The 16,304-nt window shown below is 43.1% G+C and carries 12 protein-coding genes; 7 read left to right on the forward strand and 5 right to left on the reverse strand.

Going from position 1 to position 16,304, the window contains the following annotated elements; genetic code table 11:
* The first annotated feature begins 8 nt into the window (after window positions 1-8).
* The 4 genes from ACO05P_RS15495 (at window position 9) to ACO05P_RS15510 (ending at window position 6,132) form a co-directional block, all read left to right on the forward strand.
* Window positions 9-4,103 (forward strand): hypothetical protein, encoded by a 4,095-nt coding sequence (locus tag ACO05P_RS15495; protein WP_421752246.1) that lies wholly within the window; start codon window positions 9-11, stop codon window positions 4,101-4,103.
* A 24-nt stretch (window positions 4,104-4,127) separates the two neighbouring features.
* Window positions 4,128-5,168 carry a PorV/PorQ family protein gene (locus tag ACO05P_RS15500; RefSeq protein ID WP_421752248.1) on the forward strand — a complete coding sequence of 347 codons (1,041 nt, stop codon included), beginning with the start codon at window positions 4,128-4,130 and terminating at the stop codon, window positions 5,166-5,168.
* Between the two features lie 93 nt (window positions 5,169-5,261).
* Window positions 5,262-5,735, forward strand: coding sequence for a transcription elongation factor GreA (gene greA / locus ACO05P_RS15505; RefSeq protein ID WP_421752250.1), 474 nt, complete (start codon window positions 5,262-5,264; stop codon window positions 5,733-5,735).
* A gap of 1 nt (window position 5,736) precedes the next feature.
* Window positions 5,737-6,132, forward strand: coding sequence for an HIT family protein (locus tag ACO05P_RS15510; RefSeq protein ID WP_421752252.1), 396 nt, complete (start codon window positions 5,737-5,739; stop codon window positions 6,130-6,132).
* Here the strand turns inward: ACO05P_RS15510 and ruvC are convergent.
* Window positions 6,129-6,683: a crossover junction endodeoxyribonuclease RuvC gene (ruvC, locus tag ACO05P_RS15515; protein ID WP_421752254.1), complete on the reverse strand. Its 555-nt coding sequence runs from the start codon at window positions 6,681-6,683 to the stop codon at window positions 6,129-6,131. The two genes, ACO05P_RS15510 and ruvC, sit on opposite strands and share 4 nt — an antisense overlap.
* Before the next feature lie 168 nt (window positions 6,684-6,851).
* Here ruvC and ACO05P_RS15520 point away from each other — a divergent pair, with 168 nt between their 5' ends.
* Window positions 6,852-7,820, forward strand: a complete 969-nt coding sequence (locus ACO05P_RS15520) for a glycosyltransferase (RefSeq protein ID WP_421752256.1) — start codon at window positions 6,852-6,854, stop codon at window positions 7,818-7,820.
* On the opposite strand, the gene ACO05P_RS15525 is transcribed toward ACO05P_RS15520, so the two are convergent.
* From ACO05P_RS15525 to ACO05P_RS15535, 3 genes are read right to left on the reverse strand one after another with little or no spacing between them, the layout of a single operon-like run.
* The gene (locus tag ACO05P_RS15525) at window positions 7,809-9,071 is read right to left on the reverse strand and encodes a mechanosensitive ion channel family protein (RefSeq protein WP_421752258.1); all 1,263 of its coding nucleotides are present in this window, start codon (window positions 9,069-9,071) and stop codon (window positions 7,809-7,811) included. The genes ACO05P_RS15520 and ACO05P_RS15525 overlap by 12 nt on opposite strands.
* A gap of 27 nt (window positions 9,072-9,098) precedes the next feature.
* A complete protein-coding gene (locus ACO05P_RS15530) occupies window positions 9,099-9,983 on the reverse strand; it encodes a DUF4249 domain-containing protein (RefSeq protein WP_421752260.1) in 885 nt (294 codons plus the stop codon).
* A gap of 2 nt (window positions 9,984-9,985) precedes the next feature.
* A complete protein-coding gene (locus tag ACO05P_RS15535) occupies window positions 9,986-12,361 on the reverse strand; it encodes a TonB-dependent receptor (RefSeq protein WP_421752262.1) in 2,376 nt (791 codons plus the stop codon).
* 152 nt (window positions 12,362-12,513) lie between these two features.
* Here ACO05P_RS15535 and ACO05P_RS15540 point away from each other — a divergent pair, with 152 nt between their 5' ends.
* Together ACO05P_RS15540 and ACO05P_RS15545 are read left to right on the forward strand one after the other, a co-directional pair.
* Entirely contained in the window at window positions 12,514-14,634 is a 2,121-nt protein-coding gene (locus ACO05P_RS15540; protein WP_421752264.1) for a carboxy terminal-processing peptidase, read from the forward strand.
* A complete protein-coding gene (locus ACO05P_RS15545) occupies window positions 14,631-15,704 on the forward strand; it encodes an ABC transporter permease (RefSeq protein ID WP_421752266.1) in 1,074 nt (357 codons plus the stop codon). Before ACO05P_RS15540 ends, ACO05P_RS15545 begins: the two co-directional genes overlap by 4 nt.
* On the opposite strand, the gene ACO05P_RS15550 is transcribed toward ACO05P_RS15545, so the two are convergent.
* On the reverse strand, window positions 15,701-16,294 hold the full coding sequence (locus ACO05P_RS15550; RefSeq protein ID WP_421752267.1) for a DUF6992 family protein: 594 nt from the start codon (window positions 16,292-16,294) through the stop codon (window positions 15,701-15,703). The two genes, ACO05P_RS15545 and ACO05P_RS15550, sit on opposite strands and share 4 nt — an antisense overlap.
* Between the last annotated feature and the right edge of the window lie 10 nt (window positions 16,295-16,304).

The raw sequence follows: 16,304 nt of genomic DNA on the forward strand, positions 1-16,304 counted from the left end.
ATAGCTGTATGAAAATCAGAAGCTTTTTAACATACGCCTTGGTTTTTTCGGTAAGCATTACCGGATTAAGTGCAAAGGAAAAACCGGCGAAGAATAACAAAAACAAGTCGGCCTTAGAGGCCTTGGCTGAGGGCTGTGCCCCGGCCACGGCCCAAACCGACCTGAACATTAACAACGTTCGGGCCCGTATCCTCGGTGGTGGTGATATGTGGTGGGACCTTAACGATGCCCAGTATGAGGTGCCAAAGGGGTCTAATAAACACTCCATGTTTGCTGGTGCACTTTGGTTAGGAGGTATCGATGATGCCGATCAGCTTAAATTAGCTGCTATGACCTACCGTCAGGATGGTGTAGATTACTGGCCTGGTCCACTGGATGACAATGCCTCTATTGATGAAGCTACTTGCCAGCAGTACGACCGTCACTGGATGGTATACCGCAGTGAGGTGGAATTGCACGCAGCCTGGATCGCTTGTAAGGAAGATCCTACTTGTGATCCTGAAACACGTTACCCCGGCTATTCCGGTAATATTCCTGAAAGCATTCAGGAATGGCCTGGTAATGGTGCTGATGGTCTTTTGCCTTACAGCTTGGCTCCTTATATCGAGTCCGATACCAATGGTATCCCCGGATTTTACGAATATGAGTGGGATTATCCCGGTTACGATTTCACTCGTGAGGCCGATTGCCAGTCTAAAGAAGTAGACCTATTATATGGTGACCAAACCATTTGGTGGGTATATAATGATAAAGGAAACATTCACACCGAAACCAATGCATCAGCTTTAGGTTTTGAAATTCGTGCGCAAGCCTTTGCCTTTACCGCGAATGACGAGGTGAACAACATGACCTTTAACAACTATCGTATTCTTAACCGTTCTACTTTCCGTTTACGTGATACCTATTTCGGTACCTGGTTTGATGCGGATTTAGGTAACCCCTACGATGATATCATTGGTAGTGATATTGCTCGTGGTTTGGGTTATGTATACAATGGTGATAATGATGATGAAGGTGCATTAGGATACGGAGCCAATCCACCCGCGGTGGGTTTTGACTTCTTCCAAGGTCCTTTCGCCGATTATTTCAATGGCATCGACGATGACCGTGATGGCTGTGTGGATGGTGTGCGTATTGATGGTGTTTGTGTTGCTGAGGATCCAAACTCCAATATCAATGAGCGTATTATCATGTCGGGTTTCATGTATTATAACAACTCGGCTAACTTTAATGGTCCTTCAGGAACCACCGACCCTAATAATGCTCAAGAGTTCTATAACTTATTGAACAGTATCTGGAAAGATGGTCGCCCATTGGTTATTGAAAGTCCTGCGGGTAAAGGGAATACAGGTAATGGTGACGGATACTCTCTGGACCCTGCTTTAGTACCTACTCGCTTTGCTTATCCTGGTGTTTCTATTGATACCACTGGCGCATATGAGCCTTTTACTCCTGTAGATTGGTGGGAATCTCCCAACAACCAAGCAGATAAGCGTGGTCTTCACTGTGCGGGTCCTTTCTCTTTGGCTCCTGGCGCTTTGAACTTCATTACTACAGGCGCGGTTTGGGCGCGTAATTTCGCTTCTCAAGATTTATTTGCTTCTGTAAATGATGTGATTGTAGCGGATGATAAAGCACAACAGTTATTCGACAACTGTTTCCAGGTATTGGATGGACCTTTTACTCCTGATTTGGAGATTATTGAATTAGATCAGGAATTGGTAATCAATATTTTGAATCCATTTACTGAAAATACCATTGGATACGAGCAACGTGATCCACGTATTCCACCCGATCCAAACTGGACTTCTACTCAATTAGATTCAGCTTTACAAGCAGGATATTTCAACTACCTCTTCGAAGGTTTCCAATTGTTCCAGGTGGCGAATGCTGATGTGGGTGTGGATGATCTTTATGATGTAGCACAATCTCGTCTGATTGCCCAGTCTGACCTTAAAAATGGAATTGGTCAATTGGTGAACTATACTGAAAGCCCTGACTTAATTGGAAACCCTCTGACTCCAACCGATATGACTTTGGAGGCTAATGATGATGGTATCGTTTTAAGTTACCGTGTGTTGGAAGACGCATTTGCTGAAGGGAACCGTGCCTTGATTAACAATAAGGATTACTATTTCTACTTAATTACCTACGCTCACAATAATTACAAGACTTTCAGTCCGGGAAGTGCTGGAGATAACTCCAACGCACAGAAAACTCCTTATTTGGCTGGTCGTCGTAATATCGGTGATGGTTCAAAACCTTATAAAGGAACCCCAAGTCGCGTTGAGAACCGGAATAATGGTACGCGTTTGAATGCGCAGTGGGGTGATCTGGTTAGCGTTACCCGTTTAAGTGGTAATGGTAACGGTAGCGCCTACCTCCGTGTAAGTGCTGAAACTGAGAATGAAATTTTACTCAATGGTGGAACGAATGAGATTGAGTATCTCGCTGGTTCAGCTCCCGTTGAAGTGAAAATCGTAGATCCTTATATCGTAGGTACAAAACGCACAGGTAAGTATCGCTTGTACTTTACGGATTTAGACACTAGCCGTAAATGGATCCTTACTGATTTGAATGATTCAGTGATTGATGTGGCAGAGTCAGAAATTGATTTCCGTACGGAACAAATTGTTTTCAATGCGAATGGCGAGAGCCTTGGTTTCTCAATAAACGTTAAGGAACCACTAGCTCCCGGATTTGATCGTCCTAATTCTACTAATAATGGTGTAATTGGTGGTTCGGTAACCTTTGCGGATCCAACAAAACCATGGTTAAGTGGTGTTGCGGATACTGATAATGAGAATCCTACCAACTGGATTTTAGCCGGTTCTAATGAGATCACCGATAATGACAATTTACCTTCGGTATACTATAATGATCATTCTACTGGTGACAATAATGTGGATCCATTAGGAGAGTTTGAGAATATCATTGGAGGAACCTGGGGCCCTGTTGCCTTAGCCAGTAATGTTCCCTTCGCAGGTATTCCATCAGATGAGCCTGCCAGACGTCAGAGTCCTGGATATCCATTACGTGATGGTTCAAACTTCAACCGTATGTATCCTATTGACCAATTACCCAACATTAATGTGGTATTATCACCAGATCCTGCAAAATGGTCTCGTGTACCGGTATTGGAAATGGGTAACTATGCTGATGCCAACGAAGGTGGTGTTCAAACCTTCCGCCTGCGTGCTGGAACCAGCTTAATGAAAACTTCAAATGGTGAATTAGTCCCAGATCCAAATGGTTCTACAGGTTGGAGTTATTTCCCCGGTTATGCTTATAACGTGGAAACTGGAAATCGCTTAAACCTTGTAATCGCTGAGAACTCCTGGTTAAAGAGTGAGTTTGGAGACGATATGAAGTGGAACCCAACTGCGAATTACACTCAAAAGCTTGGAACTATTGCTTTAGGAGGTATGCACGTGGTTTATGTATTGGCAGATTCTTCTACTTTCCGTGGTACTATGAAGGACCTTACCTATAAAGGAGATGCCATTGATGATTATCCTATGAAGGATGAAATCGAAAACATGAATAGTGCATTAACACGTACCGACGTCTGGGGTGCTATGACCTGGTGTTCTATTGGTATGTTGAGTGGTAATGAGTATCAGTTTACGGACTACCGTGATATTCCTACTGAAGCATTAGTGGAAATTCGCGTTCAAAGTCCATTTGGTGTAACAGCCACGGCTCAAAATGAAGGACGTCCATTATACGAGTTTGACCTGGATGCTTACAATGCGGAATTGAATAACTTAACTATTGCTGAAAGCGCTTTAGATAATATTCGCGTTGTACCTAACCCTTATTATGGCTCATCAGCATACGAGGATGGTCAGTTGGATAATATCGTTAAGATTACCAACCTGCCTCAGCGTTGTACCATTAACATCTTTATGCCTAACGGTACTTTGGTACGTACCATTTCCAAGGATAACTCCTTGACCTTTACAGAGTGGGATTTGAAGAACGACTTCAATGTACCCATCGCAAGTGGAGTTTATCTGATCCATATCGATGCCGGACCAATTGGTCAGAAGGTGGTGAAATGGATGGGAAGTTTACGTCCAATTGACCTGAATGCATTCTAAGAACGAATTAACGAGTAACGACCAATGAAATATTTTCGAAAGATCGCAACCTCAGTTTGTCTCCTTGGCCTCGTTGGAAGCGCGTATGCGGGTAACCCCCAACGTGCAGGACAAGCAGGTGCTCCCGAATTATTAATCAACCCTTGGGCACGTTCCTCTGGTTGGGGTGGAGTTAACATTGCTGGAGTTTCTGGCGTAGAGTCTAGTTTTTTAAACATTGCTGGGATTGCAAACACCAATGGAACGGAAGTTTCATTTGTGAATACTCAGTGGTTAGTAGGTGCCGGAATCGGGATTAATGCTGCAGGCTTTAATCAGTCGGTTGGAGATAATGGTGTTTTAGCTGCCAATTTTGTCTCCTTTGACTATGGTTCCTGGCAACGAACTACCGTTAATAATCCAGAAGGTGGAGTAGGAGAAGTAAGCCCTTCTACAGCCATCATCGGTTTGGGTTATGCCCAGAAGTTCACGGAATCTATTCGTGGTGGGGTGAACATTAAGATTTACACTACCAGTATCGTAGATATGAATGTTACTTCTGCCAGTGTAGACGCCGGGGTGCAATACGTAACCGGTGCTCGTGATCAGGTTAAGTTTGGTATTACTTTGAAGAATATCGGACCATCCGCTCGCTATAACGGTGAGGGGCAATCTATCACCTTGGTGGTGCCTCAAGGCGGTTATTCTCAAGAATACAATGAGCGTAGTGAGTCATTCGAATTACCAGCAACTCTGTCTATTGGGGGTAGCTATGATTTCGAATTTGACCAACAGCGTTTAACCGTAGCAGGTGCATTCCAGTCTAACTCTTTCGAGAAAGACATTTATACGGTAGGTGCCGAATATTCATTTAAGGAAATTGTAGCGGTTCGTGCCGGATACAATTTCTTCGATGATCGTTCGTATGCGAAAAATACTACTGTATTTAATGGTATAACTGCTGGTTTATCATTTGATATTCCGCTTTCCAAAGACAACGATAATACCTTCCAATTGGATTACGCTTACCGTAGTACTGACTTCTTCAGTGGAGTGCACAGTATCGGTGTATCCATCCTGCTCTAATTAAGTAGCGGAAGGAATCGAATAATTTTAGATATCTTTGCCAAGCAGAAAAGACCTCATTGAGGTCTTTTCTGCGTTTTAATCTATAGAAGAATGGGAGTAAGTTATTATAGTAAAGAAGGATTAGAGAAGCTTAAGAAAGAATTGGAGCAGATGAAGAGCGTAGAGCGTCCTAAAATCTCACAGCAAATTGCGGAAGCAAGAGATAAGGGTGATCTTTCTGAAAATGCCGAATACGATGCTGCCAAGGAAGCGCAAGGCTTGCTCGAAATGAAGATTAGCAAGTTGGAAGAAACCTTGTCTAATGCCCGTTTAATGGACACCTCAAAGATTGATACCAGTAAAGTAATGGTATTGTCTACCGTGACCATTAAGAACAAGCGTAATGGCGCGCAAATGACTTACAAATTGGTTAGTGAAAGTGAAGCCGATCTTAAAAGCGGTAAGATTTCCATTAGCAGCCCCATTGGAAAAGGTTTGTCTGGTAAGCATGTTGGCGAAGTGGCCGAAATTCAGACCCCGGCAGGTAAAATGGAATTTGAGATATTAGATATCAAATTCGATTAATATGCCATCCATCTTTAGTAGAATCATTCAGGGCGAATTGCCTTCTTATAAAATCGGTGAAACGGAAGATGCCTTTGCCTTCCTGGATATTTCACCTTTGCATTCAGGACATACCTTGGTTGTTCCTAAAAAGGAAGTGGATTATCTGTTTGATCTACCTGACCATGAGTATCAGGCTTTAATGGCATTCTCTAAAAAGGTGGCGCATGCAGTTGGAAAAGCGGTGCCCTGTAAAAGAGTAGGAGTAGCCGTAATTGGATTAGAAGTCCCCCACGCTCATGTTCATTTGATTCCCATCGATAATGTGAGTGACATCGACTTTAGCCGACCTAAACTGCAATTTAGCGCTGAGGAGATGGAAGCGGTGGCCACCAAGATCAAATCCTATTTGGATTAAGCCTTACGATCTGGATTAGCGCGTAAGAATTGCTCCCAGTTTTTCGCCTTAGTCCCCCCTAAAATTGGATTGCTGGCCTGATAGTGATGGCATAGCGCTACTGCTAAAGCATCCGAAGCATCTAAATAGCGGGTTTCAATTTTATGTCCGAAACTACGCTCCAGCATTGCATATACTTGTTCTTTACTGGCGCTTCCCTTGCCCGTAATACTTTGCTTGATTTTACGTGGCGAATATTCTTCTACTGGAATGTTTTTAGATAAAGCCGCGGCCATCACCACTCCTTGAGCTCGCCCCAATTTGAGCATACTTTGCACGTTCTTCCCAAAGAAGGGGGCTTCTACTGCCATTTCATCGGGAAGGAATTTATCAATGATTTCCGAACTGCTCTCAAAGATTTGCTTTAAACGCAGAATGGGAGTATCCGCCAATTTGAATTTGATACTTCCCAAATCAATCATCTTAAAGGATTTTCCTTGTACCTCAATGATACCATAGCCCATGATTTGGGTTCCCGGATCAATGCCGAGAATGATCTTTTCCTTGCTCATTAGGCCAAATTTAATGCTTTACCTTTGAGCACCTAGCACCCTGTTCCGATGCTCCTTCTCATCCTCTTGGGCCTTAGCTTATTATATCATGCACAACTAGTTTTTTTAGCATGGGGATTACGATCGCGTATACCTCGCGGTAAAAAAACAAATGCAGCAAATACTTCGGTGGCCATACTTATTGTACATCGCAATGAACCAGAGGCCCTGGTATCTTGCTTAAGATATTTGCAAGAGGCCGAAAAACCCACTTCGAAATGGCCGATCTACGTTCTGGATGATCATAGCTCTAAGGAGTATACAGATGAGCTGCAAATGATCCCTCAGAATTTTGGGGTGCATTTGGTTTCAAGTGAAGCGGCTGCGGGGAAGAAAAATGCACTGGCCTGGTTTTTACCACAAGTAAAGGAAGACTTTGTTTTACAAACTGACGCAGATTGTGAGGTCGATTCCGATTTTCTTCTTGCCATTGAAGCTCATTTGGCTAAACAAAAAACAGATCTAATAGTGGCCAGGGTACGAATGTTACCTAATAGGAATTGGTGGTCCAGGTTAGCTGCATTAGATCATATGGCCTTACAATTGGTCAGCTTTAGTGCTATTAATCAAGGGAAGTTGGTAATGGCGGCTGGAGCAGCCATGGCGTATCGTCCGAAAGACTATTTGCGCCATCAAGGGATTGGTGAGCAATGGGCTGGGGGAGAAGATACTTTCTTTGCCCAGTCTATGGCGAAGGAAGGCGCATGTATAGTGGCAGAACCCCATAGTGGTGTAAGTACTCCGGCACCAGAGGACTTTAAAGCTTTAGTTCGGCAGAGAATTCGCTGGGGCGCGAAGAGTGTGGATTATCCTAGTCGATTGGCCAAAAGCTTGGCAGCATCAGTGGCATTGATCAATCTTGGAATAGTGATAGGTATTATCCTCTCACCCTTCTTTGATGTAAATGGCTTTTTATGGTATTTCTGGCTCTATAAGATAGGCTGGGATGCTATTTTGTTACAACGCTTTGCCGCACTTTATGGCGGCTCAGGATTGCTACGTGGCTATTTGTTTCTAGCCTTGCTCTATCCATTTTATATCTGCCTGGTCCTCTTGCTTATGCCCTTTTCGGCTAAAGGGAAGTGGTTAGCGTCTTAGTTCCCTAAAATCAGAGCCACTTGGGTTTTGGAATATATGAAGCTCAAAATGACCAACGGCTGCCATCAAGTGATCCATAATATTGCTTTGAATCTGCTCGTAATTAAGCCAGGCAATATCATTGCTGAAACAATAGATCTCCAGAGGAACACCCATTTCCGTTGGCTGCAACTGACGCACCATTAAGGTTTGGTCCTGAGCAATATTGGGATGCTCTGCCAGGTAACTTTCCATATAAATTCGAAAAACCCCAATATTGGTTAAATGCCGGCCATTGATCAATATTGATTTATCTACTTTTTTACTCTCATTGGATTGGCGAATTTCTTCATGCCGCTTTTCCAAATAGCCTTTAATACGCTCCACTTTGAGTAGCTTTTTATAGAGCTCATCATCTACAAATTTGATGCTGTGGATGTCGATATTTAAGCTGCGTTTAATCCTGCGAACCCCTTGGGAGGTCATGCCGCGCCAGTTTACAAAGCTGTCGCTGATAAAAGCGTAGGTAGGTACCGTTGAAATAGTCTTATCCCAGTTTCGAACTTTAACCGTGGTAAGATTGATTTCGGTTACATCGCCATCAGCGCCATATTTAGGCATACTCACCCAATCGCCAATGCGTACCATGTCGTTCCCCGAAATCTGAATACTGGCTACCAATCCAAGAATGGTGTCTCGGAAAATGAGAAGGATTACTGCCGTAGCTGCACCAAAAGTGGTGAGGATGGCCGTGGCACTTTTATCTACTAAATTGGAAAGAATAAAAACGCCACCAGCGATATACATGCAGATCATCGCCACCTGAATGTAACTGCTCACAGGCTTGCCTTCAAAGCGGGGTGAGCTAAGGCCGATGTGCTCTAAGGCCTTCAGGAATTTATGACCAACATTAATGATGTTGATGATCATATAGGTGATCACCAATTTCTGTAAGAACTGAATTAAGCTAACTGATTCATCAAATAAATAGGGAAGTGAATAGTAAATCACCAAAGCCGGCATAATATGGGCCAGGGATCTAAAAACCCGCTTCTCTAAAAGGATATCGTCGTATTGATTTTTAGATCGCTTTACGTAACGGGTTACGATGCGTAGTATGACCTTTCGGGCGATGAAATCCACCACCAGACTGAGGAGTAGCACTAAAATAATATCGATGCCCAGGGTGATGTACTCTACCCAATTGGCACTCAATCCTAAATCGGCCAACCACTCATGTGCCCAGTGATTCAGCACAACTTTATCATTCATGCGAAAGCTTTGAACAAAGCTACAATTTTAGGGCTGATAGCGAATTCCATTACGACTGCTTCCTACTACTTGAAAGTATCCAAAAGCATAGGTATTGGGCTCATTTTCTTTATGAATATTTCCCAGAACCAAGGCGGGGGGAGCATCGAAAGGAGACCCGGTTTGCACCTGTGAATTCAATACCTGCATATAATCGAAAAACTCTGGCGAAACCGATTGTAATAAAACTCCCAGGCTATCGGGGTCTTCTCCGGCTTCAGGCTCTTCGAAGGGGCCGTAAATAGCAATAGGAGGAATAAAGCCTTGACCGAAATAGATACCATCAAAGCCTTCGTCGGAAATAAAGTTATTTTCCTGGGCGAAGATGGAATCATTCAAATTACGAATCACACGATAGTAGTCGCCTTCACCCGGAAGGTCGCCAAAATACATTAAGGCATAATCTCCTTCAAAAAAGGCCTGGGGCGTAGTGTTGCGATTCAAGGTTCTTTGCTTCATCGAATCAATAGGCGGCACGAGGCGTAATGTGTCGATTGCACTAATCCAGGTACCAGCGATTTTATCCGGAACATCACCACTTATCTCCACTTTTATTTGGTAAGTAGCATTAAACTCCCCTCTAGTAGCACTTTCATAAAGGCCAGGAGTATTTTGGTTTTCGTCTAAAACAACCAATTCCTGACCATCTTTCCACAAGCTTACTCGGGCATCTGATATCGGCTTAAATGGCTGGTTGTCGAAGTAAGCAGCAGTCTGACTCAATTTCACAAACAAGTTGCGATCATTGGTTAGTACACCATCCACCACCAACTCGGGCTCTGAAGAATCCACATCTAGTTCTACCACATCGGTACAAGCCGAAATGCTGATCAATAAAGTGAATACGAATAGGAATAAGGAAAACCTTTTCATGCTTAGAAATTAAAGTTCCAGGTTACAGATGGAATGATGGTACCGAAGATGGATAATTGAACAGCCTGTGTATTTAAATTAGTGGTCGTAGCGCCGGCTGCATTGTCTTGCTGTTCGAAGTAAATCGAATAAGCATTTCTGCGGGCGTACACATTGTAAATGCCAATCGACCAGGAGGAATAGAATTTTTTGCCTTCTACTTTGGGGGGAGTATAATTGGCAGAAAGGTCCAAACGGTGGTAGTCAGGAATTCGATACGAATTACGGTCGCGGTATATTGGAACCACATAATCCTCAATTTGGAATTTACCTTCCGGTGGGGTAATTGGGCGACCAGTTTGATAGGTGAAGTTTAAACCAATATCCCATTTCTTGGTCAACTGATAATTTAATACCAAAGAGATATCATGGCGCTTATCGTAATTGGCAGGGTACCATTCGCCGGCATTGATGGCTTGCATAGGATTAACTCCTTCTACCTTTAATTCGGTTTTAGAAAGAGTATAGCTTAGCCAACCTTTTAAACGACCTTGTTGCTTGCGCAGATAAAACTCCAAACCATAGGATCTGCCAATGCCAGAAAGAATTTCGGTTTCAATGGTTTCGTTGAAAATCAACTCTGCTCCATTGCGATAGTCTACAATATTTTGGAAATCCTTGTAATAACCTTCCAGCGAGAACTCGTATTGGTTATCCATGAAGTTTTGGAAATAACCCGTTGCAATTTGATTTACCGTAGCAGGTTTAATATGCATGCCTGCCGGGCGGTATAAATCCACTGGAGTGGGGGCCGTGGTATTACTGATTAGGTGTATATACTGACGAGTGCGGTTATAGCTCAGCTTCACACTTTTTTCATCATCAATACGATAATTCAAAGCTATACGTGGTTCTAAACCTTCCAAACCATTATAGGCTTTAATTACTTCACCAGAACTGTAAGTGCGAGTTTCCAGCACTTCATCTTCATCGGGTAAATCTTGGTTTTGATAGATGTTCTTTACCTGCGAGCCCAAATTGTAGAAGGACGAATAACGCAAGCCATATTGCAAAGTGAAGAGCGGACTGAATTTATACTCATGGCTGAAATATAAAGAAGGCTCTAAGGCATATTCCTCTTGTAATTTCATTTCTACAGTTCCGGTAATGGTTCCGGGCTTAAATCGGTAGTAAATACCTTCCATTCCAAATTCGAATTCACTCTTGGCATTAGCATACCAGGTATATTGATTTTTGAAATGGTAATCCTGGATGGTAGACTCTAAACGAAAATTAAAGGCATCATCTTCCGGGGTACCCAGGGCATAGGTGTAATCACTAAAAATCAAAGTGAAGTTGGAGAAGAGCTGATCGCTAAAGAGGTGATTCCAGCGTAAGGAAGTCGTCGCATTTCCCCAATTAAAACCAAAGAGATCATTGATTTCAAAAATATCACGACCGTAATACCCACTGAGGTAGAGTCGGTCTTTTTCCCCGAGAATGTAATTCAGCTTGGCATTGAAATCGTAGAAATACAGGGTGTTTTGAGAAAGAGCTTCATTCGGGCTTAAGCCTAAGAAGATGTCGGCATAGGAGCGGCGACCGGCAAACATAAAAGCTGACTTTTCTTTTACCAGGGGACCTTCCACCAAAAGGCGAGAAGAAAGTAAACCAATGCCCCCGGTACCCGAAAACTCACGATTGTTACCATCTTTTTGGCGCACATCAACTACCGAACTTAGTCGTCCGCCGTAGCGCGAGGGAATACCTCCTTTATAAAGCTTTACATCCTTAACAGCATCGGCATTAAAGATGGAGAAGAAACCGAAGAGATGAGAAGAATTGTAAATCGGAGCCTCATCTAAGAGAATTAAATTCTGATCGGTATTACCTCCTCTCACATTAAATCCGTTGGAGGCTTCACCCACCGTACTGATACCGGGCAGTAGAGTTAAGCTACGGATGATATCTACCTCCCCTAAAAGAGCAGGCATTTTCTTAACATCCTTCACATCGAGTTGAGCAACGCTCATTTCTACGCTACTCACATTACGGTCAATCTTTTCCGATTCAACTACCACTTCATCCAATTGCGTGCTACTCTCTTTGAGTTCCCAATTGAGCTTTAGGTTTTTGTCGAGCGTGATTTTTCGTTCTTGACTGCTATACCCAATGTACTGCACGCTAAAGGTGTAAGTGCCAGGGGGCAGGGAGATGGAGTAGTAGCCATAGCTGTTGGTGGAAGTGCCGGTTCCCTTTTCGGGTACGACAATATTTACGCCTATTAGTTCTTCACCGGTACCAGCGTCGCGAATATATCCGCTTAAAGTGTACAGATCATTTTGCCCTATTGCTGCGTTAGATATCAGGATAAGGCAAAAGAGCAAAGCTCTTTTCATTTTAACTTTAGTTTAGTTCGTTGTGTCAGACTAAGCTTAAAAAAAGAGCTTATTTTAGCCTGAATTCCTTTATGAAGCGGCAAAAGTAAAGTCCTTTCAAAAGCCCTTTGTAGAATTTGTTGAGTTTAACAAAGAATTAAGCAAGATATTATATGTCAGTTCTTAAGAATCTGAATCGTTACCGAATCTTAATATTGGTGGCCGCCATTGGTCTGGGTTTTGCCTTTTATCCACCCGTACCCAAAGCAGACGAGAAGGATAAATTGATAATGAATATCATTTATCAGGTACTGCGTACAAATCATTTCTCTCCTCAATCATTGGATGATGATTTCTCGGCAAAGGTATATGAGGGTTTCCTGGAAAATCTTGATTATAACAAGCGCTTTCTGATTCAGGAAGATGTGGATCAATTGGAATCTTACCGATTGAAGCTTGACGATGAAATTCGTAGTTCGGACCTCAGCTTTTTTGATGATGCTTTTGATCGATATCAAAATCGCTATACGGTAGTTAAAGATTTTTATAAGGAAATTCTTGCGCAGCCCATGGACCTCGAAGTAGAGGAAAGCCTGGAAACAGACGATGATAAATTAAGCTATGCCGGTAGTATGGAGGAGCTTAAAGATCGCTGGCGTCAATATTTGAAGTATCGCATTTTACTGCGAATGGATGATATGATGACCGATCAGGAGAAGGACTCTGCCGATAGTGAAACTGAGGTATTGACCTTAGCGGAGATGGAAGAGAAAGCGCGTACCAAGGAATTGGAAATGCATGATGATTGGTTCAATAGCCTGGACGATTTGGAACGCATAGACTGGGTTTCAACTTATATGAATGCAATTACCGCATTGTATGATCCCCATACTCAGTACTTCCCACCGGAAAAGAAGGAGGATTTTGAAATTAACATGACTGGTCAGCTCCAAGGTATCGGTGCTCAATTACAGCAAAAAGGGGATTATGTAACTATCTCTAAAGTGATTGTTGGTAGTCCCTGTTGGAAACAAGGCGATCTGGAAGTGGGAGATAAAATTTTGAAAGTAGAGCAAGAAGATGGCGAGGTAGTAGACCTGGTGGGTATTAGTGTGCGCAAGGCGGTAAAACACATTCGCGGTCCAAAAGGTACAGTGGTGAAATTAACCGTTCGCAAATTGGATGGTAGCAAGATGGATATTCCCATTACCCGCGATATTGTAGAATTGGAATCAACTTTTGCTAAATCTACAGTAATCGGTGAGGGTGAAGACAAGGTGGGCTATATCCGTCTCCCTAAGTTCTACGTAAATTTCTATGGCGATGAAAACCACGATTGTGCTGAGGACGTAGCCAAAGAGCTAGAAAAGCTTAAAGCCGAAGGCGTTAAAAGTGTAGTTCTGGACCTTCGTAATAATGGTGGGGGTAGCTTACAAGGCGTGATTGATATTGTAGGTCTCTTTATCGACAAAGGGCCAGTAGTTCAAGTGAAAGCTTCGGGGCAGAGACCTAAGGTCTTATCGGATACCAAAGGTGGAGTAGTCTATGACGGGCCGCTGGTGGTGATGGTCAATAAATTTAGCGCCTCAGCTTCGGAAATCTTTGCCGCAGCCATTCAGGATTACAAACGAGGAATTATCATTGGTAGCAATTCTACCTTCGGTAAAGGAACTGTGCAAAATGTGGTAGACATGGATCGCACTGTAAACCTGGCCTATAATGATTTGAAACCCTTAGGCGCATTAAAACTTACCATTCAGAAGTACTATCGTATTAATGGAGGTACACCTCAATTGAAAGGGGTGCAAGCAGATATCGTTACTCCGGATAATTACATGTATATCCCTTATGGTGAGAAGGAGCAAGACTATGCTTTGCCTTACGATGAAATTGAGCCAGCCGATTATGATCTTTGGGAGTCAGGCGTGGCGGCATATCCAGCGATTATTGATCGTAGCAAAAGTCGCATGGATACCAATTCACATTTTGCTATGATCGAGGAGTATGCACGTTGGATTAAAGAGGAACAAGAGCATACTTTAATCCCCTTAAGATTGGAAGAATTCCGCAAGTATCAAGAAGACTATCGTGCGGAGGCGAAGCAGTATCAGGGGATGCGAAAGAGTCAAACGGAATTGACTATAAGCTCCAATAAAGCAGATTTGGAAGAAATTAATTCTTCGGAGGAGAATCTCGAGAAAAGAGATAACTGGCATAAAGCCCTTAAAAAGGACTTGTACTTAAGCGAAGCCTATTTAGTAGCTTTGGACTTAAGCGCTAATTATACTCCTTGAGAATACTGAAAGGCATAGGGAAGGACCCGCTGGGAGCAGCCGGACTTCTGATAATCAGCATAAGCGCCATCATGGCGCTTTTTGCTTATACCTTCATTGAGGATAATAGTCCCAATGCCAATGAGATGCACTTAGCCCTGGCTAATCAAGCTCCGGGTTTTGAAGTGGAAATGCTGGCTTTGCCCCGTGAGGTGGAAGATCAATCCTGGTGGGATATCCTTCAAAACGGCCAGGAACTAGAGTTTCAGCGTATCCCATTACAATGGCATAAACAGCGATGGGATAGCTTGTACTACCGCGAATATGGTCAAGCGGCCGATTCTGATCCACAAGTAATTGCTCTTTCGGAGTACTACGGATTGGAGGCTATTCGGAACAAAGCGTATTTGCAGTCTAAGTACTTTTTATTTGGTTCTGATCGCTTTGGTAGGGATTTGTTCAGCCGCTTGGTTTTAGGGGCACGAGTTTCATTTTCAGTGGGTTTTTTAGCAGTACTTATATCTTTAATTATTGGAATTCCTATTGGTTCCCTGGCGGCTTATTATGGGGGCTGGGTAGATAAACTGATTCTTTGGTTAATCAATGTGGTATGGTCTATTCCCGGGCTTTTATTGGTGATTGCCATTACCTTGGCATTGGGTAAAGGGCTTTGGCAGGTTTATGTGGCTATAGGCTTTACCATGTGGGTAGAAGTGGCCCGGGTAATAAGGGGGCAGATTCTAAGCATTAAGGAGAAAGAGTATATCCAGGCCGCTCGAGTGTTGGCTTTTTCAGATATGCGGATCATTTTTCGACATATTTTGCCTAATGCTTTTGCGCCGCTTATTGTTATTTCGGCCGCAAATTTTGCTGCTGCCATTTTGATCGAAAGTGGCTTGAGTTTTTTGGGTTTGGGGGCTCAACCTCCTACACCTACTTGGGGCACCATGATTAAAGATCACTATGCCTACCTCATTGTAGATAAAGCTTACCTGGCAATAATTCCGGGAATGGCTATAATGTTTTTAGTATTAGCCTTTATGTTTATCGGAAATGCCTTACGCGATGTTCTGGATATCCGCAGTACTTAAAAGCTTAAATGAAGACTAAAGCTTTGAGCACTGACTCTCAGATCGGCAGGAATCGCTTTTAAAAACTCCAATTGATCTTGCCGATGCATCCAATAAAACAAGAGGTCAAAGGCCAGTAAAAAGGCACTGTTTACCGCGATAGCCTGGCCAAAACCTTGATTACGTAGCGCCTTTTCTCCTTTATTCCCCCAGTGATTGAGCGCGAAGCCACTGCCAATATAAAGTAGGTCCAGGCCGGCATTAATCAGCAGTATTTGTTGAATGCGTTCCTGGGCTTCCAGGCTTTCAATAAGATTGAGACCATAGTTTGCGGTGGAGGCCTGGTAAAAGCCATAAATAGCGATCCCCAGATTAACACTATTCCAGGCCAGGTTCATTTGATGATAGGATCGAGCCAGTGCATCCGGGCTTCGAAGTTTTGTAGCGCTTAAACCCATGTTAACCAGGGCCCAGGAGCCAAGTATCAACATCCCTTTTTGATTCTTCAATTCACGCTCCTCATTAAATTCAATAATTTGTTGAGGACTTACCTGAGCTTTTAAAGCAGATGTACCTAGGGAAACTAAAAGGAGAAGGAGCCAGCTTTTCATAGCATCGATA

It is taken from the genome of Croceimicrobium sp., assembly GCF_965228705.1.
GTDB lineage: Bacteria > Bacteroidota > Bacteroidia > Flavobacteriales > Schleiferiaceae > Croceimicrobium.